The sequence below is a fragment of the Bradyrhizobium sp. Ec3.3 genome (assembly GCF_000472925.1).
Taxonomy (GTDB): domain Bacteria; phylum Pseudomonadota; class Alphaproteobacteria; order Rhizobiales; family Xanthobacteraceae; genus Bradyrhizobium.
The window spans coordinates 226,356-250,001 of sequence record NZ_AXAS01000001.1 but is presented as its reverse complement, the minus strand read 5'-3'; the positions used below and the strand labels follow the sequence as shown (position 1 = coordinate 250,001).

Here is a 23,646-nt window from a genome sequence, read left to right as displayed (position 1 = left end):
CAGACCGCAGGCACACGCATCTGAAGTCACCTCGAATCGCTCGATTTCCGGTTCCCGGGTTGTGAAACCGGCCCCCTTCCGATAGGTTCCGCGCGCAATTCACCCCCTGCTTCGTCCCCCAAAAACACCTGATGCTCGGCCGCCCCAAATTCGTTCTTGCCTCCGGTTCGCCACGGCGCCTGTCGCTGCTCAATCAGGCTGGCATCGAGCCCGATGCCTTGCGGCCGGCCGATGTCGATGAGACGCCGAAGCGGGGCGAGCTGCCGCGCGCCTGCGCCAATCGTCTCGCCCGGGCAAAAGCCGATGCGGCGCTGAAATCAGTGCAGCTCGACGATGAGCTGCGCGGCGCCTTCATCCTCTCCGCCGACACCGTGGTCGCGGTCGGCCGCCGCATCCTGCCCAAGGCCAACCTGGTGGACGAGGCCGCGCAGTGCCTGCGGCTCTTGTCGGGCCGCAACCACCGCGTCTATACCGCGATCACCCTGGTCACGCCGCGCGAGGCCTTCCGCCAGCGCCTGGTCGAGACCCGCGTCCGCTTCAAGCGCCTCTCCGAGGACGACATCCAGGCCTACATCGGCTCCGGCGAATGGCGCGGCAAGGCCGGCGGCTACGCCGTGCAAGGCATCGCCGGCTCCTTCGTGGTCAAGATGGTCGGCTCCTACAGCAACGTCGTCGGCCTGCCGCTTTACGAGACCACCACGCTGCTCGGCGGCGAGGGCTTCCCCATCCGCTTCGGCTGGCTCAACGCCGTCGGCGTCTGAAGCGCCCTCCCACCAAAATCTCGAAAACAACCCCATGCAAAGTAGGAGGGCCGCCAGTCGGCCCTTGCCGCGACGCCCGAATTGGGCGTCTCGCCACATCGGCGGTGCGCTCTGTTCCTTGGAGAGGGGGGAGCCGCGAGCCCCGCTGCCGCCTCGGAACCCCACCGCCCCACAGCCTCTTGTCCCCCGACTTCGTGTAGGCTCACCTCATGGACGACCAAGTCAAAAAGCCGCTTCCCCCGCTCAAGACCTGCCCGATCTGCGGCAAACCGCAGTCCGAGGCCACCCGCCCGTTCTGCTCCTCGCGCTGCCGCGACGTCGACCTCAACCGCTGGCTCAAGGGCTCCTACGTCATCCCCGGCCGCGACGACGAGGTGGATGATGTGGAATAATATTTTATTATCAATGGATTAGCTGCTCGCGAGAGCCCCGCCGCACGCCCGCGCCGATCTTGTACACAGCCGGGCTGCGCCCGGCTAAGCCTTCAGGCGAAGCCGGGTGGACAGGCCGCCTCCAGCCCACTATAAACCGCCCGCTCGATGGGCCTTGGCCCCTCTCTTGGAGCACGCCCAGGTAGCTCAGTTGGTAGAGCATGCGACTGAAAATCGCAGTGTCGGTGGTTCGATTCCGCCCCTGGGCACCAGAACTTCTACCCACCAAATGTCGGTGGTTCGATTCCCGATCTGACGCCACATGAAGCGCTATGGAACGCGGTGAGCGACCGCGACCAACTCTCACATGGGTAGGAATCTGGGTAGCTGGGATACGGTGCCGTTCGCGCTACCCAGGAAATTTGTCTGTGGTTCGAATCCCGGTTTCTATCAACACGGGTGCTGTTGCGCACGCTCCCGCATATGGTTCAATAACGTATATTAGCTAGTCCGTTCGTGTGTGCCCGTCGTGACTAGCGCGGGCACGTACGAGCGCAATTACAATGAGAGATATAAAGTTTAGAGGATGGACAGGAGAGCGAATGCGTTTTGGATGGGGCTGCCTCACAAACGAAAGCAGCAAGTCGCTCATCGTCATTGACGAGAACGATCACTATCCAGAGCCGGTGACACTCATGCAATTCACCGGCCTACGAGACAAGAATGGCCGTGAAATTTATGAGGGGGATGTGATCGAGAAGAAGCAGGGCGACAAGAGATTCCGATATGACGTACGTTTCTCAAACGGAAGTTTCGGAATTGAGTTTCCGCCCCCATCATATCTCTGGCGTGCATTCTGTGATTTGCCCCGCGACAACTACGAAGTCATCGGCAACATCTACGAGAACCCGGAACTCTTGAAATGAAAAAGGGCGGCCTCTCGACCGCCCGTACGCTAGGCCGAGATCTTCAACGCATTCATCACAGGGGAACCAGCAGACCGGGCTTGAGGCCCAAATCCTGCAAAGACTCCTGGCAAAGATCTCCGACAATCTCCACAACCGCGTCAAGCTCGGGATACACCCGCTTGAAGTGGGCGAGGGCTTGTTGGTCGTCACCAACCGCTACGGCGAACAACCGCCGCGTACGGAAGACCCCACTTGTGTCCTTCGGGGTTATCCGAACGACGCGGCCTGGCGCGGCATGTGCTTCATCGGTCATGCGCGATAGGTGGCATGGGCTGCGGGCGCCTGCAACCGGCGCGGCGACCGATAACGCCGACACGGATGTCGCCGAAGAATATCAGCCATGTCTCGCGGTGGGGATCGTCCTTGCTGCGGCGGCGGGTGAGAGCGGGCATGCCGCGATCAAAGCTGCGCACGACCCTGCTGGCAAATTATCAATAGCTCGTGGATCGGATCGTCGCGCGTCCACCGCCAGTCGTGGCTGAAATCCGCCCCAGCCTGCGGCCGCGTTAGCGCAATTTCAGCATCAGCGAGCGGGTGAGTGGATCAACTTGGCTCGCACAACCCCCAATACAGAAAACGGAAGTGCACTTCCGCATTCCGCGGCGGAGGCGATTGCCCGCATGCTGGTGAGGGTCACGCTATATGCATGGGCCTGCGGCGGTCTCTAGCGACGAATCCTCCAGTCTGAGGAGCGTGGTCAAGCATGGTGATTTGCAGGACGATCTGGCGCGGCCGTCCCGGCGTGGCGGATGCGTTCCGCTTGGGAATGGAGTTGTCCTCGTCACGCACGGTGCGATCAATCGTGGAACTTGGCGAACCCGAGCTTGCCTCGCGGCGGATCGGAAACCGTAAGCCGCGCGTCCCGCTCGATCTCGCAATCAGATCGGGTTCGTTCCGTCGCGCGCGGATTAGCCCTCCCAGGAGTGACAGCCGGCAGGCATCCACCAGCGGTTGGCGGGATCGTCTGCTGGAATCACCAGCGCCTCGAATGGCGTTATCACAGCGAGCGCGCCCCGTGGGTGCGAGGAGCGCCTGCTGGAATGGACTCCGCACGATTGGCGGTTCTAATGCAACTCGTCGAGTTCTTGCAGAGTCCGCAATAACACGACGATTCGGCCGCTCCTGTTTGAGCAGCCTCTTGTGAACTTTCACTCTGAAGTTCTACTGGCAGACGTGCATATGGCCGTCGTCGCCCTTCGTCACGGTACCGGGGTCGCAGACGATCCCGTAACGGGCCTTGTAGGCAGCCCACCCGTTAACGCCGTACCAAGGGCCATTCCCGTAGTAAGCCCTTTGCAGGTAGAATGGCTTGGTTTCGATGCCACCGTAGGGCCCAGTACCTCCGTAACCGGGACCAGCGGCGACTGGCGTGCCAGCCGCGCTTGCAAGGCCGGCGTAGTTAGCCGCCATCGGGCCTGCAATGCCGGCCGCGTCGTACCGGTACGGGCCTGCGCCGTACTGGCGTGTGCCACGTGGTGTGACGTACGTGCCGCCGTAGGGCCCAGTACCGCCGTAACCGGGACCAGCGGCGACTGGCGTGCCAGCCGCGCTTGCAAGGCCGGCGTAGTTAACCGCCATCGGGCCTGCAATGCCGGCCGCGTCGTACCGGTACGGGCCTGCGCCGTACCTGTGCCCATGCCCGCGCGCGTACCCGGCCCGCCCGTCTTGCGCCTGCGCACCTGCGATCGACAGCGAAACACCGCTTTGCTCAGACCAGTGGAAGGAGAGCAGTGCCGCACACGCGAAGGTCGAGGCAATTGCTAGATTTCTCAGCCTCATCTGCTTCATGGATTTGGCCTCCACTATGACCTGCCCGCTTGGAGCGCTGCTCTTATTACCAGCGCGAGCGTTGCGCTAGATCAAAGGAAGTTCATCGGATTGCCTCTTTGATAAGGCCAGCGGCACTGACGCACTGCCGCTTCCGCATCGGCTCACCACGATGAAGATCACAGCGGCCACACCGTGTCACGAAGCTTTCCCAGCCCGATTTTTTGATGGGTGCGACGGGGTCAGTGGTGCAGTGTGCCTCCTGCGGTATGTCCCGGCATCTAGCTAGGCTACGCTGCTCGTTCGACGGCCACCGTCCACTCAGGGAACTACACCTACCGCCTTCAAAGCGACACTCTTGATCGAGATCAAAAGCTAGCCGTGACGCATCCCTCATGAAATGAGTAGACACACAATCGCGCTGCCGACTCTGTCATCACCCCAGCAAAGAATCGGCAGAGAGCGCGGCCTCGGCGTCTGGCTCCAGCGCCGAGGCTGCTCTGTGGGCTTAACCGCCCCCGCAAGCGCGCCCGCTGCTCGTCCGCGCCGAGGCCGAACAGTCCGAATGCTGTGCCGCTCGACCCGGATGAAGGCCACTCCCCTTGATCAAGGTTGTGGATCAAACCGCGCCGGCCGTGCGAACATTCTGCCCTGCGATGGAATGGAAACGTTCATGCTGGTGTGCGACGTCTTTGTGATTGCCCTCAGCATCAAGCCAGTGCGCTAGCGACGGACGGCCATCATCGTCGGCGAGCTATCGCTTGTGAAGATCGCGCCGCGCTTGCCGCAGGCCTTCCAAACCGAGGTTCGAGGTCGGAGAGCCGCAGATCATCCGACCATTGCTCGACCATCGCTCGTTCTGGCTTGACGCTATGGCTGCACTTGTCGGCGCAGAATACGATCAGGCAGCGCGCGCCCCTCTCGCGCATTTCGCCGAAAGCGATAACCCGTCTGCAGCGCGCAATCCCGCCCCCGGTAAGCCGGGATTGAGTGCGGTCAGGTACTGCTACCCGTTACTGACACGTTTCTTCGTTAGCCGCGGATGGCTGATCGACTGTCCGGCTGGACGCCAAAGCGGTGGCGCCGACACAAAAGGCAATCCAAATGGCGCTGCGGGCAATCCGGTAGCCGCTGCGGCTCTGCCTCGACAAAATCACAGCCGTCGGCTACTGCCGTCGTGCGTTTAGCTGCGTCTACTGCACGCGAGCAACAATCGGGGGCTTCCACTGCCCATCGATCACGGATTTCTCTGCCCGGTAGGCGCGGATATAGAGCGAGAAAGCTCCCTCGGGTGCCGGCAGCCAGTTGCTTTCCTTGTCGTGCCGGGCGATTTGGCGCTCGCATTGAGCGTCAGCGAGCCGTCCGCGTTGAACTTCAGGGTCTTGTTCTTGGTGCCGAGCGAATATCGGTTCAGCCCGTTCGGATTGAAGAAATGTTCCGCGTCGTACAGAGTGAGTGACGAGAACCCATTTACAGGTGGCACTTCGCCCTTTGCGAAAGTGATGGAATAGGTGTTCTGACCGCTCAATTGTTTTCCTTGGCTGTCATCGTCGGTGTAGATGTACTTCGTTTCCTCGGGCCGATTGTCGTACATGTTCGACTTGGCGGTGCCGGTTCGATTGAGATAGTCGGTGCCCCATTCGGCATTGTTCACCGGCGAACGGGTGCAGCAATTCGGGTTTCGGTGCCGGCCTGTCTACTGCACCATAAACCGCGAGTGATACGGCAGGTTGGCTGCGCCCACCGCCTTGGGCGCGATGGAGTTGGCGCCATAGAGGAACTGCACCTCAGGTACTTCCTCATGAAGCTCGGAGCATAGGGTCTGCCCTAGTTTCGGTGGTGCGTAGCTCGATATGACCACGGACTTGAAACTGACAAAGCTCAGGAGGGAACGAATTGATCCGACGAGCTGGCGGCAGCACATGCGACGCCATTCGGCGTAGTATTCGGCAGCAGCCCTCGGCAGGGTTTCGGATCCGACGTCTTCCAGCACCAGCCCAAGCCGCTTGAATTCCTCTCGCAAGCGCAGCAGCCCGACGTCATGACTCATGCCGAACCTGCCGCTGTGGATTTGATAGTTCAGAACGAGACGACTGTGCAGGTGTGAGCCCAGATAGAAGAAGAGGAAATCGGGCAAAGAGCGCGCCACTCCGAACAGGCTTTCCCCGCCTGCAGCCGCCGTTATGTCATCCTGGATGTAAACGGACAGATTGAGCGCGCTCTCAATGCTGGCCTGGAGATCGATTAGATCGCTGCCTAAAAGGTCTCTCACACGATGCGAGCCTGTCTCGTTGGGGGCCGCCAGTCCGATACCGGCAATGCGGGTTCGGCTCGAGGGTGGAAGCGCCGCCAGAGTTTCCTGGATTTTCGCGGCGAGCGCGCCGGATCCATGCAACGTGGAGTATGGATGCGCGGCGTGGTGCTGCACGTCGCCGACAAAGTCGATGACGGCAATATCGGCCGCGTTCTCGCCGAAGCTTACGCCGATCGAGAAGGCCCCTTTGGGATTGAGCGACAGGGGAATTGCCGGCGGGCCGACCCGACCTCGCTGCGCCTCACCCTTCGAGACCAGGCCTTCCTGCTCCAATGAACGCACGATGACAGATACTGTTTGCGCGGAAAGACCGGTTTTTTCGCCGATTTCGAGGCGCGAAATTCCGGCGCTCTGCAAGAGCAATGAAAGCACAAGGCGTTCATTGTAGCTTCTCACGCTTGGCGCATTCAGGCCGCTCGCCCGGTCTGCGATCCGCAGCGGGTTCGGTGGCGCAAATCGCATGTCAGGCAAGGAACTGCTCCTCTCGGAAGACCTCAAGCAGAGGTTCGCTCAACGCTGATGCTCAGCAACGGACCACCCGATCGCTTCGATCTCTTGTGCCAGCGCGATACCCAGCGTCCGATGTGCATCGGCGTTCAGATGAAATCCGTCTGCTTCGTCGCATTGGCAAACCGCTCCGGCGTTGAAGAAATGCACGCCGAGGGAATCCGCCATGATTTCGAATTCCAGAGCGAGTTGCCGTGACTTCTCTGGTCCGCCGGCAAAGATCGATTTCCATTCCTTGATGTCGTCCAGCATTGGAGGAGGGGCCACGATCATGATTTCCGGTACACTTCCACCTGGGCCAGGCGCCAGCTCCCGTATGTCGTAGATCAGGCATCCCATTCCCATCGCGACCTCGGAAGCGGGCTTGTTGAAGCGCACCTTGAGGTCATTTGTGCCCAGCATGATGATCACGAGATCCAGAACCGTGTGGCTCTGGATGCACGGGCGCAGATAGGTGCGGCCGTTCTTGTGCGCTCCCTCAATCGGATCGTCGTGGACGGTCGTTCTCCCGCTCAGCCCCTCTTCGATCACGTACCATTTCGATCCAAGCTCGGCCTGAAGCACGCCCGGCCATCGGGTCGGACGATCGTAGCGTTCGAGAGGTCCGCGGCCAGGAATTTGGCCGTGAGTATTGGAATCGCCGAAACATAGAACCGAACGCACCGGCATGGTTCTGAATCTCCGTGCTTTTTCGGCTCGTACATTGTCTCCGCAGTCGAGAGTGTGCAACAAATCAATTGCTCATTCAATCTGAATAACTATTGACAGGTGCTGTGTCGCCGTGCACTCGTAAGCTCGCGGCGGACTGAAAAGCCCGTCAGCATTGGGAGTAGAACGCCAAGAGGCAGCTCTTCGTCGCGAGGAGCCGATCCATCAACTCGAATGGATCTGACAACGTCCGCCCTGCGATGTCGCGGGAGGGCGCGCGCCGACCTGCGCTCTGCTTCCCGCTAGTGAAAAGAATTGCGCATCGCACGCGGAGAGAGGGATTCATGCACCAAGGACTAAAATTACTCGGAGTTGGGCTAGTCGCTGCGACGTTGGCTGCCTGGACGGAAGCTCGCGCGCAGGAAGTCAAGCTGATGGACGGCGTCACGCCACGGCCCGGCGATGAACGCACGACGGCTGCGGACAAGTTCAAGAAGAACGCTCCGTGGAAGATCGGGATGAGCCATTTTGGCGTGAACGCCAACACCTGGACGGTCCAGATGGCGCATGACGCGGAAGCGGCTGCGAAGCTCGACAAGAGAGTCGGTCAATTCATCCTGCTCGATGCCAACATCAGCCAGGCCAAGCAGGTCGCCGACATCGAAGATCTTATCGCGCAGAAGGTCGATGCGATCATCGTGACGCCGCTGACGCCGACCTCTGCCGACGCCGGCATCGAAAAGGCAGTCGCGGCGGGCATTCCCGTCATCGTCCATACCGGTCTGACCGAGACCGACAAATACACCGTCGACATCCAGGGCGGAGGCGTCCACTTCGGAAAGGTGATGGGAGATTTCCTTGTCAAGCAGCTTGGCGGCAAGGGAAATATTTGGGTCTTGCGTGGACTTCCGGCGCACCCCGAGGACATCAACCGCTACAAGGGCCTCTTGGAAGCGATCAAAGGTACAGACGTCAAGATCATCGCGGAAGATGCCGGCAAGTGGCAATATGATGTCGGCAAGCAGGTCTGCGAGACCCTCTATCTGAACAACCCGAAGGTCGATGGTATCTGGTCATCGGGTGCCGATATGACCCGCGCCTGCGTCGATGTGTTCCAGCAATATGGTGCCAAGATCCCGCCGATTACTGGCGAAGGCAACAATGGCTTCTTCGCCCGGTGGATCGAACTCGGCTTCCCCTCCATCTCGCCGGAGTACGGTCCGGAGCAGGGGGCAGCCGGCGTGCGCGCCGCGGTCGCTCTGCTCGAGGGCAAGCAACTCCACAAGCGGTACATCTATGAGCCCGAAGGCTGGGACCTGGAGAAAGCCAAGAAGTACTATCGCAAGGATCTCAGCGCCAATGCCTGGTTTCCGACCAGCCTGACCGAGCAGGACCTGCAGAAGTACTACGGCAAGCACTGATCTTTGCTGGTGCCGGCGCTCTTTTTAAGCGCCGGCACCACCGTCCCCCTATGCAAGCTTTGGATCGAAGCGATGACCGTACAGCCGCTTGTCCAGATGACATCAATCTCGAAGACGTTCGGGGGCATTGCCGCGCTCGAAAACGTCGATTTTCAACTGCTTCCCGGATCAGTCCATGCGCTCATGGGCGAGAACGGGGCCGGCAAATCGACCCTCATGAAGATCTTGGCAGGCGTCATTCAGCCAGACGGCGGCATGATTCGGAAGAACGGACAAATCGTCCGATTCGTCTCACCTCGTGAGGCGCTCGATGCCGGAGTATCGACGGTGTTCCAGGAACATTCGCTACTTCCTAATCTGTCGATCGCCGAGAACATGTACCTCGGCAAAGAGCCGGTTACAAAGTTCGGCGTAACCGACACGGCTTGGATGGAGAGGAAGGCGAAAGAGATTTTATCCGAGCTTGGCCTGAAGCTCGATCCAGCAACCCTCGTTGGAAACCTTTCGATCGCGGAGAGGCAATTTGTAGAAATCGCCCGCGGCATATCAGCACGCGCCGACGTCGTTATTCTCGATGAACCAACGGCTGCGCTCAATGCCGCTGATGTCGAGGTTCTCAACGCTCAGATTCTGGCCCTCACGAAGCAGCAGAAGGCGGTCGTCTACATCTCTCACCGCATGGAAGAAATTTTCAAGATTTGCGACACCATCACCGTGTTGAAGGATGGTCGCAACGTAGATTGCGTGCCGGTTTCAGCGATCCGCCCCAAGCAGTTGATCGCCATGATGGTCGGCCGGGAGCTGAGCGAGTTGTTTCCGCCCAGGTCGAACCGAACCGAGGGCGAAGTCGTTCTCTCGATTGAGGGTCTTCGGCTGACTCCGGACGCTACGCCGTCGTCGATCATGCTCCGGCGCGGCGAGATCGTGGCGCTCGCAGGCCTCGAGGGCCAGGGGCAGCGGGAGCTTGTAAGGTCGCTCGTCGGACAATACACGCCCCACGGCGGCAAGGTTGCCGTTAGAGGACGGGAGTTCGCCTTCCCGCTCTCAGGAGAGCTCGGCATTCGCGAGATGCAGGCGCTGGGCCTCGGCTTTGTGCCCGAGGACAGGAAGCTCGAAGGCTTGTTTCTCGACCTTTCTCTTGCCCACAATCTCACCATTGGACTGCACAGCCGGCATTTCGAACTAAAACCGGCATCGGCTCATCGCGAGGTGATCGCGAACTCCATGAAAAGCCTTTCGATAAAGGCCTCTAGACCGTCGCTGCCGGTGAACGCTCTGTCTGGCGGAAATCAGCAAAAGGTTCTTCTTGGACGATATCTCGCATTGGGGGCCGACATACTGATCATTGAAGAGCCGACCCGAGGCGTCGACGTGGGCGCAAAGGCAGAGATCTACAAGCTCCTTCGCGACTACGCGAACGCCGGCGGTTCGGTCGTCGTCCTTTCGAGAGAAACTCTGGAGCTGATCGGTCTTTGCGATCGGCTGTATGTCATCCACGACAAGCATGTCGTTACCGAGATGCCCGCCGAATCGGCTACCGAGCACGCCATTCTTGAAGCGGCCCTACATAGTTGAGGTGAAAACAACCGAGATGAGCCAGCTTGGTCGCTTATTTGTTGGAGCAAACTCACGGCACGGGTTGTGGACGGTTCCGTTGCTCGTCGCCCTGGCCTGTTCCTTGGCCTTGGCATTTTCGACCAATGAGTTCGTGAGTTCGCAAAACATTCTCAATCTAGTTGCTCAGGCGGCGCCGCTCATCCTCGTGAGCATCGGGCAGATGATCGTGATCCTTGTGAGAGGTCTTGATCTGTCGGTCGGCTCCGTCGTCAGCCTCACGACCGGAATCCTGTCGCTCAACGCTCCCGTCTATGTTGCGGTGCCGGGGGTCATGCTCGCGGCCGTCGTGATTGGGCTCCTAAACGGGATTACGGTAACCACTTTTAGAGTGCATCCGATCATCGCAACGTTGTCCATGATGGGCATCGTGCAGGGCATAACGATGTTTGTCCGGCCCTCTGCTGGCGGCTCCGTCCCATCTGAGATCCTCTTTCTCGTGAGCGGCAAGCTATTTGGCATCTACATGCCTGTCATATGGGTCATCGCCGCAATATTGGTGGCTTGGAAGGTCGTGCACGGCTCCCGCTTCGGCTTGCACCTCTTTGCGATCGGCGGAGGTGAAACAGCGGCTACCTTTGGCATCGCAGAGCGGCGCAACGTCCTCGCAGCCTACGTCCTGAGTTCCTGTTTCGCTGCTGCGGCCGGCATCTTCTTGGCGGGCCGCATCGTCTCGGGTGACCCAAACATCGGGACGCAATATGCGGTTGATTCGATCACCGCCGTTGCGCTTGGCGGCACCCAACTCGCCGGAGGAGTCGGCAGCCTCCACGGCACTGTCATCGGCTGCGCGCTTCTCGCAGTTATCGCAAATGGCATGAATCTTCTCAATGTCTCGGCCTTCATCCAGACCATCGTGAAGGGGCTGATACTACTCGCAGTCATATCGCTTCAGCCGCGCAAGACGATTGGACTGTAAGTCATGAAGCGACTTGACGACCTGTCTCGCGCCGCGTTGCGAATACCGCCTTCCTACATCGTTCTCCTGGTGCTCCTTGTCACCTTGTGGATGATGCGGCCCAACCTGATGAACGTCGCGATCCTGGGTACATTCGCGCGACAGGTCGTGCCGCTCGGTATCGTCGTTCTCGGTCAACTGCTCGTAATCTCCTCGCGCTCCATCGACCTGTCCGCTGGTGGAGTTATTCTGTTCGTCAACTACCTGATTTCTTCTGGCCTCCTTTACGAATGGCCGATTCTTTTCGTTGTTCTTCTGTGCCTAAGTGTCGGGCTTTCGGTCGGTCTTTTGAACGGGCTTCTTGTCGGCAAGCGCCGAGCATCCGCCGTCATCGTGACGCTTGCGGTGAATATCATTCTGATCGGGTTGGTTGAATATCTCGCGAATGGGAAGCCGCCGGGAGATGTCCCGGACCAGTTCCGCCAACTCTATAATTTACGGTTCGGGACACTCCCGGCCCCAGTCATCTTTTGGTTCGTGCTTGCCGGCGTGATGAGCGGCTTTCTCGGAAGAACCGTGTTCGGCAGATTCGTGTGGTCGATCGGCAGCAATCCAATCTCCGCACATTTTTCGGGCGTGCCGGTCGAACGCACCGTCGTGCTTGCGCACACGATCTCGGGACTCATGTCTGCCGTGGCTGCACTGGTCCAAACATCCTCGATAGCGGTCGGAAGCGTGCGGTTCGGACCTGAACTCGTCATGAATTCGATCGCGGCAACTATTCTAGGCGGCGTGGTCTTCGGCCGACCCGCCCAAGTCTGGGGTCCATTTGTCGGCGTCCTCTGCTTCGCCCTTCTGTTCGTAGTCATGACGACTATGGGGGTGCAGGAGCCAGGCAAGCTCATCGCCCAAGGGCTGATCATTCTCCTCGCCGCGATCTTCTACGGCGTTCGCTCTAAATCAAACTCGTGAGGGACCGATGACGAAACGTATCCTGTGCTTTGGAGATTCACTTACCTGGGGCTGGGTTGCCGTCCCGGAGGGCTCGCCGACGACGCGGTTTCCCTATGCGGAGCGGTGGACGGGAGCCATGGCAGCAAAGCTCGGGCCCGACTACGAGGTCATCGAGGAGGGGTTGAGTGCACGCACGACGTCGCTCGATGATCCAGTGGATCCACGACTGAACGGGTCCGCCTACCTTCCATCCGCCCTTGCAAGTCATCTTCCGCTGGATCTCGTCATCATCATGCTCGGGACCAACGATACGAAGAGCTATTTCCGTCGCACGCCTTACGAGATCGCGGTCGGTATGTCCAAGTTGGCGGGACAAGTGCTCACTTCTGGCGGCGGAGTAGGAACAGTGTATCCCGCGCCCAAAGTGCTCATCGTTTCGCCGCCGCCACTCGCCGATTTGCCGGACCCGTGGTTTCAGGGAATGTTTGAGGGCGGGCGCGAGAAGACCATCGAACTCGCCAGCCAGTACAGATCGCTCGCTGCTTTCCTTAAGGTCGATTTCTTCGACGCGGGAAGCGTGATTTCGACCGATGGAGTTGATGGAATTCATTTCACGGCCAAGAACAACGCCGATTTGGGGGCAGCGATTGCCGGAAAGGTAGCGAATATCTTTGCCGCCACTACGAAGCGCGAGACGGTGCTAACGTAATCCGTACTCCCGAAATAAAAGATGGTGCCTTGCCCGATGGGATCGGTTGCAATCAGCCGACTGTGCGAATTGCGCCGCGGCCTCGCCGCGTGCGCTCCGGGGGGCGACATGGGACGCTCCTCGCGAACCGGTCATGGACTCCCATGACCGGAGCCCGCACTTCGCAAGCGCGGGCTTTGTTTGCGCTGACGCTTTGGGCGCGGCTGCGTCGGCGGCATAAGTCAATTTCCCGATATCTGGGCGTGGTGCTGTCGAATTGGCAGCTCGCCTGTCGCTTTCCCGATAAGTGGAATGAGGCCTTCTGGATCGTTGTACCCGCCATCGGCGTCACGGGGTTAATGGCCTCAATAGTGCTGCTGCTTGGACGATAAGGAGAACCGCCGTCCAGGCGCGATGCGGCGCAAGCGCTTGCAGATAATATATAGGTATTTCAATCATATATGAGTTCTCAGTTCTGTTCTGAATGGCGCACCATCCTCAGCCCGCTGCGCAGGTCGGGCGTGGCGAGCCATCTGATCGGATGCCGGTTCGTTCAGGTAGCCACGCACATCAGCGCGCCAAGCAGCAGTGCCAGCAAAAGAAGGCACATGCTTGCCGCAGGCCATTGGGAAAGAGCCTCATCTGTCCTTTCGACGAGGTAGCCGAGGGCGAGGCTGCCGCGTCGGACGCGGGTGGCCCCTGTCATGATTGCCTTCCCGGAGGTCGAAGACGCCAGCGGATGCGGCCAAGGGCTGAGCAGGATCGCAATAACCACGCCGCCCAGCACGGGTAAGAGCAATTTGGAAAGTATCCCAGGTCCGAAGAGGGAGGATGTCATGTCGGACGGAATTGGCAGATACAGTCCCAACGGCACGAGGCCAAGCAATAGCGAGCAGAGTGACAGGACGAGTGGCGCCGCGTCCCGAATGCGCGATGTAGGGCCGGCCAGGGCGATCGGCTTGTCTGAAGCCGCAAGCGCATGAGCCAGGACGAGCACGACATAGGCGGCCGTGAACATCCCTCCGGCCTGGAGCACAATCTCCCACCACCACTGCCCATTCTCGTTCGCCGACCGGAGCAGCAGATCCTTCGCAAGGTACGCGCCACTGAGGGGAACGCCCATCAACGCGATTCCGCCGAGCGCAAAGGCCAGGACGTTCAGGGGCGAGGCCCGTGCAACACCGCCCAGCCCCGTGATGCGATCGTGGCCAAGCATCGCATAGATCGACCCCACGGCCATGAACATTGCGGCCTTCGCGGTAGCGTGAGAAACGGCCTGGAGTAGGCCGCCCGCCAAGGCGTCACCACTCGCGAGACGGCCCGAGGCATCGTACGCCAACGGAAACATCAGGAAGAGATAGCCGATCTGGGCCAGGGTGGAATAAGCAATCAGGAGCTTGAGACGCTCCTGGCGCAGGGCCACCATGCTTCCGACCACGATCGCCGCCGCGCCGAGCGCACCGAGCAATTGCGTTGCCGCAAAGCCGGGCAGGCCGGGCAGGACGTTGAACCAGAGCCGCACGACAATGAAGAAAGATCCCTTCACGACTAGGCCGGACAGAATCGCACTGGCCGCAGCCGGTGCTCCTGCGTGGGCGGGCGGCAGCCACAGGTGCAACGGGAAGAGCGCGGACTTCGCCAGAAGGCCCGTTGTCATCAATGCGGCCGCAACAAGTGCGGCGGGCTCCGCGCCAACGCGACGCGACAGCAACACGATGTCGAGCGTGCCGTGGAGACCATAGAGCAGTGCCGTGCCCACCAGATAGAAGACCGAGCCGAGCAAGGCGAACAGCAGATATCGCAGCGCCGATCGCAGCGTCTCCGCGCGGCCGTCGAGCGAGACCATTGGAACTGCGGCGAATGTCAGCAATTCCAGGGCAACGTAGAGGGTGAACAGATCCCCACCCAGGAAGATCGTGTTCAGCGCCCCCCAGACCGCCAATAGCAATATCCAGAAAGCGAACGGCGCGCGGGTCTCGGCCGCAGGGACGGAGAAATCAGCCGCGGCGTAGATGGCGACCGCGCAGATCACGATTGCAGTCGTTGCCAGCATGACGGCCGACGGCCCGTCGGCGCGGAGTGCTACTCCCAGCGGTGGTGGCCAGCCGCCGAGCAGGTAAACCAGTGGGCCTTCATTCTGCGGCAGCGCCAGGAGAATCGCTCCGGCAATCGCCACCCCGAAAGGAATGATCGTGTGTGCGACCAGCCTGACGTACCGGCCGCCCAGAACGAAGGCCAGCAAGACACCTGCGATCGGCACGACAATCGACAAGACCAGCAGGAAGCCGCTCGTGGTCGTTGCTGCATCCGGCGCCGGGGCGGGGGGCAGCATCAGTCACCAGACGGATTTGAGCCAGTGCCCGATGGAGCGGCATTGCTCAATGTTGTGGAGCCGGTCGTCTGAAACAGCCGCAACACGAGTGCGATTGCCAGTGCCGTTGCGGAAAATGCGACGACGACACCGGTAATCACCAGGGCCTGCGGCACCGGGTCATTGCCCATGCCCGCCGCCGCGCCCCGCCGTCCGATGACGCCGAACAGGAGGAACACCCCGCTGCCCAGCAAATTGAAGGCGATGATCTTGCGAAGGGGCTGCGGATTGGTGATCAGGCCGTAGAGGCCAAGTCCGACCGCCGCAGCGGCACACAATCCAAACACAGTCACGCCGCTCATTGCCCCGTTCTCCGTTCCGGTGCGCCTGCAAGCAGAAGGCCGAGGGTTGCCGCAATCGTGAGGATCATGGCGACCTCGATAGCGAGGATCAGCGGCTTGGCTTGGGCTGGCGGATAAGAGAGGAACGCGGAGCCAAACAGAAGTCCTGCAATGCCGACGACAAGAAACAGGCCGGGCCCGGCAACGAGGATGAGCCGTAGCCGTCGACTGCTCACGGGTGGCGTGTCCGCCAACCCGGCCATGATTGCCAGCAGCCACATCGCCGCGAGAATCGCGCCGCCCTGAAAGGCTCCGCCGGGGTGGTTGGCTCCAGTCCAAAGGACATAGATCCCGACGACGATGCCGATCGGCGGCAACAAGCGTGCAAGAAAGACGAGAACGCCATGCGGATCGGCTTGATGGCGGGGCCCTGGGTGGCCACCCCAGGCACTGTCAGGTGCGAGCGACCAAACGCCGATGATGGCGAGTAAGAGCACGACTTTCTCGAGCATGGTATCCATGGCGCGGAACGCCATGAGCACGTTGGTGACGGGGTTCGCAAGGCTTGTCGCCCAGGCATTTGAAACGGCCGCGGGCGCAAGCGTTGGCGCAGGATCGGGCAGGACCAGTACCGCGCCGGCCAGCGTCGCGGCGGTCAGCGCCGAGAGTATTGCCGCGCACACGCGCACCGCGTTACCCGCCGCATCCGTTACCGCCGGCTCGGAATCCCGCAGTTGGGCAGCCGCGCCCAGCAACAATACGCCGCCCAGCCCTCCGCCGATTGCCGCCTCGGTCAGCGCAACGTCGATAGCGTCGAGGCGCACCCAGATCAGTGCAACCAGCAGTCCGTAAGCAACGAAGCCGACCGTCGCCGAATAGGTCTCGCGCACGACGATCGTCCAGATGCCGAGGCCCAGCACGACGGCCGCAAGCACGATTTCGAAGATCGTCGCGATGCTCATCTGGCCGATTCGCCTTGGCGCGCTGCGCGCGCGATCAGTTGCGAAACAGTCGCACCCGCGAGCAGTCCGAGCAGCCAGATGCTGACCAGCTTGAACCCGTCGCGGAGGCTTGCTGCTTGCGGGAGCAATCCAAGCACGACGAGACCGAGGCCAAGATTGTCTGCCTTCGTGAGTGCGTGCAGGCGTGTCAGCGTATCGGGAAAGCGAAGAAGACCCACTGTGCCAGCCAGAAAGAAGAACGCGCCCGCCGACACCGCCACAATCGTAATAATGTCGCCTAGCAAGCTCATTTGGGCTCCGTTGGTGCGGTACCATCGGCATCGAGGCTGGAAAGTCCTTTCTTGACAAAGGCGATAGACGCGAACGTGGCGAGAAGCGCCAAAGTCAACGCCACGTCGATTGCCGCCGGCAGGCTCGCTACCGTGCCGAGCAGCAGCAGTGTTGCGATACCGCCGGTTCCGATCAACTGCATCGCCATCATACGGTCGGCGTCTCCCGGACCACGCAGGATCGACACCAGCCCCAGCGCCAGCATCGCGAGAATGAAGCCGACTGCGGCTGTCAGGAACTCAGTCATTGTAGAGCGCGCGAACCAAGGCCGCTTCCTCTGCGGCAAGCTCAGCAACCACCGGCTGCTCGACATCGAGACAGTGATAGACGAGCTGACCGTTCTCCTCTCCGGTCGGCACCGTGCCGGGCAGCAGGCTGGTGAGCGTTGTGAATACGTTGCGACGAATCCCGGATGAAAGACGGGTCGGATAAGCCACGAACCCAGGGCGCAGGGGCAACCGCGGATCGAGCGCGCGCCTTGCGACATCCGTTCCGGCCACGACCGAGTGGTATAGAAAGAGCAACACCAGTTGACCGATGGCACGAACAGAGCGCCGTGCGGTGCTGGGCTCTAGCAAGCGCAAGCTCGTCCAGGTCGCTGCGGCGATGGCGGCTGCTGCGGCAGGAATGTCGGCGGGATCCGCTCCAGCCAGCACGAGCCAGAGGCATAAGAACCAGGCCGCTCGCGAAGCCGCCTTTAACGCCATGCCTTTACAGCTCCAGCTCTGGAGGCGCCTTGGGAACCGTTGCATCAATGCCTATGCGCTACGGTTGCGACCGCAGATATCGGGTGATTGCCTGATTGAAATCTCGGGAATTCCCTAGGACGTGAGGGCTCGACTCCGTCGGGTGCCTGCCCGAAACTGACCACGGTTGCATCCATTGCCCTCGGTAGATTTACCGATGTGCGCGGCCGCTTCCTCGCACGAGAATGCCCGGAAACTACCGAGACGACACCCGGAAGCGGCAGGGCCTCCGGTATAGCTGGCCTGCCCGGCAACGATTCTAGAACGCAAAGGGCACACCATGGCTACGTGCGGCGCTCGAAGAACCCCTCGCCAGATCTCAACATTGGCGCTTGTGGCATCGATATGCGGTTTGATGCTCGGGGCGTGCGGAAGGGAAGCTGCAACGAATGATGCACCAGCGCCGCGGATCGTTCGCACAGCGACCATAGAAAAGCGCAAGGTCACGACGCCGCTGACATTTTCCGGGCGGATCGAGGCCGAGGATGAAGTCAATGCGGCATTCCGGATCTCGGGCCGCCTGCTGATCAATGACGCCAAGATAGGTGATCGGGTCAAGGCCGGTCAGGTTTTGGCGCGATTGGAGTCGCAGAATGAACTGAACACGTTGCGACAGGCGCAGGCATCCCTTGCCGCCGCTCAAGGGCAATTGACGCAGGCGCGCAATCACTTCGATCGTCAGGAGACGCTCCTGGCGCAGGGGTGGACCACGCGCGCCAACTTCGATGCCGCAACTCAGGCGCAGCAAACGGCGCAATCGCAGGTCGATGCGGCTGAAGCGCAGCTGAATTCCGCGCATGACCTGGTCGGCTTCACCGAACTGAAGGCCGATGCGCCCGGCGTGATCACCGCGAGCGGTCCCGGAGCCGGCGAGGTCGTTCAGGTCGGGCAGATGATCGCAAGGATCGCACGGCAGGACGGCCGCGATGCAGTATTCGATGTTCCCGCTCAATCGATCAGGTCCGCCTCGGCTGACACCGAAATCAACGTCAGCCTGGCAGATGATTCGTCAATAAGGGCGCAGGGACGAGTCCGCGAGGTTGCCGCACAGGCCAGCGCCGTCACCCGGACCTTCGAGGTCAGGGTAGGTCTGACGGATCCGCCACCAGCCATGCGCCTCGGCGCATCGGTCGTCGGGCGCGTGAACACGGATGCAGGGCCTATGATAGACATACCCTCCTCCGCATTGACCAGGATGAATCAGCGGCCCGCCGTATGGATCGTTGATCCGGCCACCAACACGGTGTCGGTCCGCAATGTGGATGTGTTGCGGTTCGACGAAGCGCAAGCAATCATTTCACAGGGACTCGACACCGGCGAAATCGTTGTCACCGCCGGAGTCCAGGCGCTTCATCCAGGTCAGAAGGTCCGCGTTCTCGGGTCAGAACCATGAGCGGAATCAATCTTTCCGATTGGGCGCTGAAGCACCGCTCGCTGGTCGTCTACATGATGATCATTGCGGTGGTCGCGGGTGGACTGTCCTATTTTCGGTTGGGTCGCAACGAAGATCCTGCCTTCATCATCAAAACCATGGTCGTCCAGGCCGCGTGGCCGGGCGCATCTGTGGAAGAAACCATGAAGCAGGTGACAGAGCGCCTCGAACGTCACTTGCAGGAAACGCCACACCTGGACTTTCTGCGAAGCTTCACAAGGGCAGGTGTCGCGACCGTCTTTGTGAATTTGGAGGGAAGCGCTACCGCGAAACAGGTCGCCGACACCTGGTACCACGTGCGCAAGACGATCGGAGACATGCGTCATACGCTGCCCGCCGGTGTGATCGGGCCCGGATTCAATGATGAATTCGGTGACACGTTCGGGATCATCTACGGCTTTACCAGTGACGGATTCACGCAGCGCGAGCTACGGGACCGGGTCGAAGACATCCGCTCGAAGTTGCTTCTCGTGCCTGACGTCTCGAAGATCGAACTCCTGGGCGAACAGGATGAGGTGATCTTCGTCGAGTTCTCCACCAAGGAGTTGGCAACCCTCGGAGTCGATCGCTCCGCGCTTATCGCGGCGCTTCAGGCGCAGAACAACGTGCGTCCGGCGGGAACGATACAGACCGGCACTGAGAGCATCTCGATCCGGGTGTCGGGCGGCTTCCAATCGGAGCGGGACATCGCCAACATCAATTTTTCCGCCGGCGGGCGCATGCTCCGCCTGAGCGATATTGCGCGGGTCCGGCGCGGGTTCACGGACCCGCCCCAGCCGATGTTTCGAGTCAACGGAAAGCCGGCAATAGGTCTTGCAATCTCCATGCAGGAAGGCGGGGATATCCTCGCGCTTGGTGCCAACATCCGAAAGGCGATGGCGGAGATCACGGCGGAGCTGCCGATCGGAATCGAGCCCAGCCTGGTCGCGGACCAGCCCGTCGTGGTCGATCATGCCATCCGTGAGTTCATGGTTTCGCTGGTGCAGGCCATCGCCATCATCATGGTGGTGAGTTTCATCAGTCTCGGGATACGACCCGGTCTGATCATTGCGCTCGCCATCCCGTTCACGCTGGCAATCGTCTTTCCGATCATGCAACTCGCCAGCATAGACATGCAGCGAATATCGCTTGGCGCGCTGATCATCGCCCTTGCGCTCTTGGTTGATGACGCGATGACGACGACCGACGCGACGCTCAGCAAGCTGGCGGAGGGCGCCAGCAAGATCGAGGCGGCAACTTTTGCTTATCGGACCCATGCGATGGCGATGCTGGCGGGCACGCTGGTGACGATCGCGGGCTTCATACCGGTGGGTTTTGCTGCGAGCTCGGCCGGCGAGTACACCTTCTCGCTTTTCGCCGTAGTGACGATCGCGCTGCTGGTGTCCTGGTTCGTTGCGGTCATTTTCACGCCGCTGATGGGAGCGGCCATTCTGGTTCCGCCCAAGCAGCAGGACCCGGCAAAGCCGGGCGCGGTCTTCCGCATCTACCGGAGCTTCCTGACATTCGCGATGCGCGCGAAATGGTTGACGATTGCGGTCTCGTTAGCGCTCTTTGTCGCCTCGATCCTTGCACTGCCATTGATCCCGCGGCAGTTCTTTCCGTCGTCGGATCGGCCAGAACTGCTCGTCGACATCAGCCTGCCGCAAAACGCGTCGATCTTCGCAAGCGAGGCGGCTGCGAAGCGGTTCGAGGCGGCCCTCGCGGCAGATCCCGATGTGGCCCGCTGGAGCACCTATGTCGGGCGCGGCGCCATCCGCTTCTACCTGCCCCTCAACGTCCAGCTCCCGAACGATTTCTTCACCCAGGCCGTGGTGATCGCAAAGGACGTCGCCGCGCGCGAACGCTTGCATGCCCGGCTGGAAAAGCTGCTGGCGGAGTCGTTTCCAAAGGCAATTTCATTCGTATCGCCGCTCGAGCTTGGACCGCCGGTTGGCTGGCCTATCCAGTATCGGGTCAGCGGACCCGACGTGGAGCGGGTCCGTGAGATCGCACTTGAGATCGGACAGATCGTCGCGTCAAATCCGCAAACCCAGCAGGTCAACTTCGACTGGATGGAGCCCGATCGCCAGGTGCGCATTCGCGTCGACCAAAACGAGGCGCGACAGCTCGGTCTCAGTTCTCAGGCGATCTCGACCGTCCTGAACGCCGTGATCTCCGGCGCTCCCGTCACCCAGGTTCGCGACGACATCTATCTGGTCGACGTCCTGGCGCGCGCGACCGACGAGCAGAGGGTCTCGCTGAACAGCCTGCGCAGTTTACAGGTCCCGCTGCCGGGCGGACAGACCGTGCCGCTCAGCCAGTTCGCCTCCTTTGAATACGATCAGGAGTTTCCGCTGATCTGGAGGCGCGACCGCGTTCCGACCCTGACGGTTCAGGCTGCCCTTGTTGGCGGCACACTGCCGGAGAGCGTCGTCACGGCGCTGTCTCCAGCGATCGATAAGTTCAGAAAGGCCCTTCCGTCGTCCTATCACGTGGTCGTGGGCGGGACCGTCGAAGAGAGCCGGAAGTCGCAGGCATCGGTCCTGGCCGTGGTGCCGGTGATGCTGTTCGTCATGTTCACGGTGCTCATGATCAAGCTCCAAAGCTTCCCACGGCTGTTCATGGTCCTGAGCGTGGCGCCTCTCGGTCTGATTGGGGTCGTTGCAGCGTTGATGCTTTCCGGCAGGCCGCTCGGATTCGTCGCCATCCTCGGCGTACTCGCGCTGCTCGGCATGATCAGCAAGAATGCGGTGATCCTGATCGGCCAGATCGATGCCGAACGTGCCCAGGGCAAGACGCCGTGGGACGCTGCGGTGGATGCCAGCAGCTCGCGCTTTCGGCCGATCATGTTGACGGCCGTGTCGACAGTCCTTGGAATGATTCCGATCGCGCCCACGGTATTCTGGGGACCGATGGCATTCGCGATCATGGGTGGCTTGCTGGTCGCGACGCTCCTTACGCTCGTTTTCCTGCCCACACTTTATGTCGCGTGGTTCGCTGAAACAGGTCGGGCCGACCCTTCCGCGCCGAAGATGCCATCAAGAGGGTAGGAACTTGGGAGTATCGTTGGTGTGCTGACGGCAGGCGGCGCCTGTCCGGCTGCGTGCTATTAGCCCGGCGCGCCTTGACTTGGATCAACCGCCGCACCCCGCAGCCAGTGTCTAAGTCATTGTTCGACGCACCTTCGGCTGAAGAGGTGTGACCAATCGTGAAGCCGCCGTTTGTTGGGACGGCGTGGCCGATTGGAGAACAAGCGATGCGTTCTATTTTGGCCTTAAGCCTTTTGGTCACCCTGTGTGGCTCTGCGAACGCGGCTACGGCGCATCCCGCACACCGGCGGCACGCTATTGTTCGACCCAACCAGGGCATGACCTACGTGCCACCTGCCTACCGGGCCGCCCCGTACAATAATTACAATGAACCGTATTTCGGCGCCTCCCAAGGTTACGCGCCCGGTGAGAAAGAACGATTTCTCGAAAGTGTGAGACGAAATCTTTAGACGCTCGTTCCAGAGGGCTGATAATCGGGGATGCGTCGCATCGCCAGGCTTGTCGACTATAGCCCGAGAACTGACTTAACCGATCCAGCTTCGCTGAAAGACCAATCAATGGGCTTGTTCTCAGTCAAGAAAATAATTGAGTTTGCCGGATCAAAGCCGATCTCGGCCAGTCGGCTGCGAACATCCTTGTACAAGGCTTCCTTTTGAGAGTCGGAGCGGCCCGCGAGCAACGTAATTTCAACGACAACAGTCGAGTTCGGATCGCGTTGCCCCAAGAAGGTCGGGTGGCAGATCATGTCGCCTGGGGGATACCGTGAGATCAGACAAAAGTCGTCGTCCGGGTTCACGCCGCAGGTGGCGACCAGGCTTGCATGGAGACACGCGTTGATGGCCTGGCATGTCTCAATTGCCAATGCCTGCGGAACATGAAGTCGGTTGAATGGCATCTGCCTTGCTCAGTCGAATACCCTTGCTGCACTAGCAGGAAACGTCCGATCTGAAAACCTGAACCGGGTGCAACAACGCTAGCTCGGAAAAATCAGGCAGGTCGTCGTGCCATGCGCGAGCAATCGGCCCCGGGTATCGGTTACGCGGCCTTCTGCCGTCCCGACGCGACGGCCGCAATTCAGGACTCTGCCTTCGGCCCTGATCTGGCCAGTCTCCAGCGTGATGGCTCGGACCAGCGAGATCTTGAACTCGAGCGTCGTGCTGCCAACGCCTCTTTCGAGCATCGACTGGATAGCGAGGCCCATGCAGCTATCGAGAAGCGTCGCCGTGAGACCACCATGCACCGTACCCCATGGATTGAGGTGCGCGCCTGTTGGATCGAGCGTGATGGCGACCCGACCGCTTTCGGCCTCCACCACGTCGTAGCCCAAGGTCTGCGCGATCGTGTTAAGAGGTAGTGCCCCGCTGGCAAGGCCCTTGACGAACTCCAGCCCGCTCATTTCCCTTTGTCGCTCGGGACTGACCGTCCCGTAGGTCCTGTTGGCCATGTTACCTTCGGTTCTCTCGGCAATGACTGTGCTCACGACATCCAACCGCAGGGTGCCAGCGAGAGCCACCCGAAACCTGACACGCTGGCCGCGCTGGCTTTTTCGGCTCCAAAGCGCGATGAGACCGGGATGAATCGTCA

22 protein-coding genes and 1 tRNA gene are annotated in these 23,646 nt (G+C 60.7%); 11 read left to right on the top strand and 12 right to left on the bottom strand.

Going from position 1 to position 23,646, the window contains the following annotated elements:
* Nucleotides 1-131: 131 nt before the first annotated feature.
* The 4 genes from YUU_RS0101255 (at nt 132) to YUU_RS49845 (ending at nt 2,058) form a co-directional block, all read left to right on the top strand.
* The gene (locus tag YUU_RS0101255) at nt 132-761 is read left to right on the top strand and encodes a Maf-like protein (RefSeq protein WP_027520709.1); all 630 of its coding nucleotides are present in this window, start codon (nt 132-134) and stop codon (nt 759-761) included.
* Between the two features lie 209 nt (nt 762-970).
* Nucleotides 971-1,153 carry a DNA gyrase inhibitor YacG gene (gene yacG, locus YUU_RS0101250; protein ID WP_027520708.1) on the top strand — a complete coding sequence of 61 codons (183 nt, stop codon included), beginning with the start codon at nt 971-973 and terminating at the stop codon, nt 1,151-1,153.
* 175 nt (nt 1,154-1,328) lie between these two features.
* A tRNA-Phe gene (locus YUU_RS0101245) sits at nt 1,329-1,404 on the top strand.
* Nucleotides 1,405-1,695: 291 nt separating this feature from the next.
* A complete protein-coding gene (locus YUU_RS49845) occupies nt 1,696-2,058 on the top strand; it encodes a YopX family protein (RefSeq protein ID WP_084801304.1) in 363 nt (120 codons plus the stop codon).
* Between the two features lie 1,203 nt (nt 2,059-3,261).
* On the opposite strand, the gene YUU_RS54915 is transcribed toward YUU_RS49845, so the two are convergent.
* The 4 genes from YUU_RS54915 to YUU_RS0101210 form a co-directional block, all read right to left on the bottom strand.
* Nucleotides 3,262-3,888: a hypothetical protein gene (locus YUU_RS54915; RefSeq protein WP_051389568.1), complete on the bottom strand. Its 627-nt coding sequence runs from the start codon at nt 3,886-3,888 to the stop codon at nt 3,262-3,264.
* Nucleotides 3,889-5,104: 1,216 nt separating this feature from the next.
* The gene (locus tag YUU_RS0101220) at nt 5,105-5,521 is read right to left on the bottom strand and encodes a DUF1214 domain-containing protein (RefSeq protein ID WP_027520706.1); all 417 of its coding nucleotides are present in this window, start codon (nt 5,519-5,521) and stop codon (nt 5,105-5,107) included.
* A gap of 42 nt (nt 5,522-5,563) precedes the next feature.
* Complete coding sequence (locus YUU_RS0101215; protein WP_027520705.1) at nt 5,564-6,643, bottom strand: ROK family transcriptional regulator; 1,080 nt, start codon at nt 6,641-6,643, stop codon at nt 5,564-5,566.
* Nucleotides 6,644-6,691: 48 nt separating this feature from the next.
* A complete protein-coding gene (locus YUU_RS0101210; RefSeq protein WP_198031677.1) occupies nt 6,692-7,357 on the bottom strand; it encodes an SGNH/GDSL hydrolase family protein in 666 nt (221 codons plus the stop codon).
* A gap of 323 nt (nt 7,358-7,680) precedes the next feature.
* On the opposite strand from YUU_RS0101210, the gene YUU_RS0101205 reads away from it, so the two are divergent.
* From YUU_RS0101205 to YUU_RS0101185, 5 genes are all read left to right on the top strand, one after another.
* The gene (locus tag YUU_RS0101205) at nt 7,681-8,757 is read left to right on the top strand and encodes an ABC transporter substrate-binding protein (protein WP_027520703.1); all 1,077 of its coding nucleotides are present in this window, start codon (nt 7,681-7,683) and stop codon (nt 8,755-8,757) included.
* A gap of 72 nt (nt 8,758-8,829) precedes the next feature.
* The gene (locus YUU_RS0101200) at nt 8,830-10,332 is read left to right on the top strand and encodes a sugar ABC transporter ATP-binding protein (RefSeq protein ID WP_035660881.1); all 1,503 of its coding nucleotides are present in this window, start codon (nt 8,830-8,832) and stop codon (nt 10,330-10,332) included.
* Nucleotides 10,310-11,290, top strand: coding sequence for an ABC transporter permease (locus tag YUU_RS0101195; RefSeq protein ID WP_245287921.1), 981 nt, complete (start codon nt 10,310-10,312; stop codon nt 11,288-11,290). The genes YUU_RS0101200 and YUU_RS0101195 overlap by 23 nt, the downstream gene beginning before the upstream one ends.
* A 3-nt stretch (nt 11,291-11,293) precedes the next feature.
* Nucleotides 11,294-12,241 carry an ABC transporter permease gene (locus YUU_RS0101190; RefSeq protein WP_027520700.1) on the top strand — a complete coding sequence of 316 codons (948 nt, stop codon included), beginning with the start codon at nt 11,294-11,296 and terminating at the stop codon, nt 12,239-12,241.
* Nucleotides 12,242-12,248: 7 nt separating this feature from the next.
* Entirely contained in the window at nt 12,249-12,932 is a 684-nt protein-coding gene (locus tag YUU_RS0101185; RefSeq protein WP_027520699.1) for an SGNH/GDSL hydrolase family protein, read from the top strand.
* A 532-nt stretch (nt 12,933-13,464) separates the two neighbouring features.
* Here YUU_RS0101185 and YUU_RS0101180 read toward each other — a convergent pair.
* From YUU_RS0101180 to YUU_RS0101155, 6 genes are read right to left on the bottom strand one after another with little or no spacing between them, the layout of a single operon-like run.
* The gene (locus YUU_RS0101180; RefSeq protein ID WP_245287920.1) at nt 13,465-15,183 is read right to left on the bottom strand and encodes a complex I subunit 5 family protein; all 1,719 of its coding nucleotides are present in this window, start codon (nt 15,181-15,183) and stop codon (nt 13,465-13,467) included.
* A gap of 59 nt (nt 15,184-15,242) precedes the next feature.
* Nucleotides 15,243-15,584, bottom strand: coding sequence for a sodium:proton antiporter (locus YUU_RS0101175; protein ID WP_027520697.1), 342 nt, complete (start codon nt 15,582-15,584; stop codon nt 15,243-15,245).
* On the bottom strand, nt 15,581-16,525 hold the full coding sequence (locus YUU_RS0101170; protein WP_027520696.1) for an MnhB domain-containing protein: 945 nt from the start codon (nt 16,523-16,525) through the stop codon (nt 15,581-15,583). Before YUU_RS0101170 ends, YUU_RS0101175 begins: the two co-directional genes overlap by 4 nt.
* Nucleotides 16,522-16,815, bottom strand: a complete 294-nt coding sequence (locus tag YUU_RS0101165; RefSeq protein ID WP_027520695.1) for a monovalent cation/H(+) antiporter subunit G — start codon at nt 16,813-16,815, stop codon at nt 16,522-16,524. The genes YUU_RS0101170 and YUU_RS0101165 overlap by 4 nt, the downstream gene beginning before the upstream one ends.
* Complete coding sequence (locus tag YUU_RS0101160) at nt 16,812-17,102, bottom strand: monovalent cation/H+ antiporter complex subunit F (RefSeq protein WP_027520694.1); 291 nt, start codon at nt 17,100-17,102, stop codon at nt 16,812-16,814. Before YUU_RS0101160 ends, YUU_RS0101165 begins: the two co-directional genes overlap by 4 nt.
* Entirely contained in the window at nt 17,095-17,562 is a 468-nt protein-coding gene (locus YUU_RS0101155) for a Na+/H+ antiporter subunit E (protein ID WP_027520693.1), read from the bottom strand. The genes YUU_RS0101160 and YUU_RS0101155 overlap by 8 nt, the downstream gene beginning before the upstream one ends.
* Before the next feature lie 373 nt (nt 17,563-17,935).
* Between YUU_RS0101155 and YUU_RS0101150 the strand changes: the two genes are divergently transcribed.
* On the top strand, nt 17,936-18,994 hold the full coding sequence (locus tag YUU_RS0101150) for an efflux RND transporter periplasmic adaptor subunit (protein WP_371260465.1): 1,059 nt from the start codon (nt 17,936-17,938) through the stop codon (nt 18,992-18,994).
* Entirely contained in the window at nt 18,991-22,062 is a 3,072-nt protein-coding gene (locus YUU_RS0101145; RefSeq protein WP_027520691.1) for an efflux RND transporter permease subunit, read from the top strand. The genes YUU_RS0101150 and YUU_RS0101145 overlap by 4 nt, the downstream gene beginning before the upstream one ends.
* Before the next feature lie 505 nt (nt 22,063-22,567).
* Here YUU_RS0101145 and YUU_RS0101140 read toward each other — a convergent pair.
* Entirely contained in the window at nt 22,568-22,957 is a 390-nt protein-coding gene (locus YUU_RS0101140; RefSeq protein ID WP_027520690.1) for a tautomerase family protein, read from the bottom strand.
* A gap of 78 nt (nt 22,958-23,035) precedes the next feature.
* Complete coding sequence (locus YUU_RS0101135) at nt 23,036-23,506, bottom strand: PaaI family thioesterase (protein WP_027520689.1); 471 nt, start codon at nt 23,504-23,506, stop codon at nt 23,036-23,038.
* Nucleotides 23,507-23,646 lie beyond the last annotated feature (140 nt).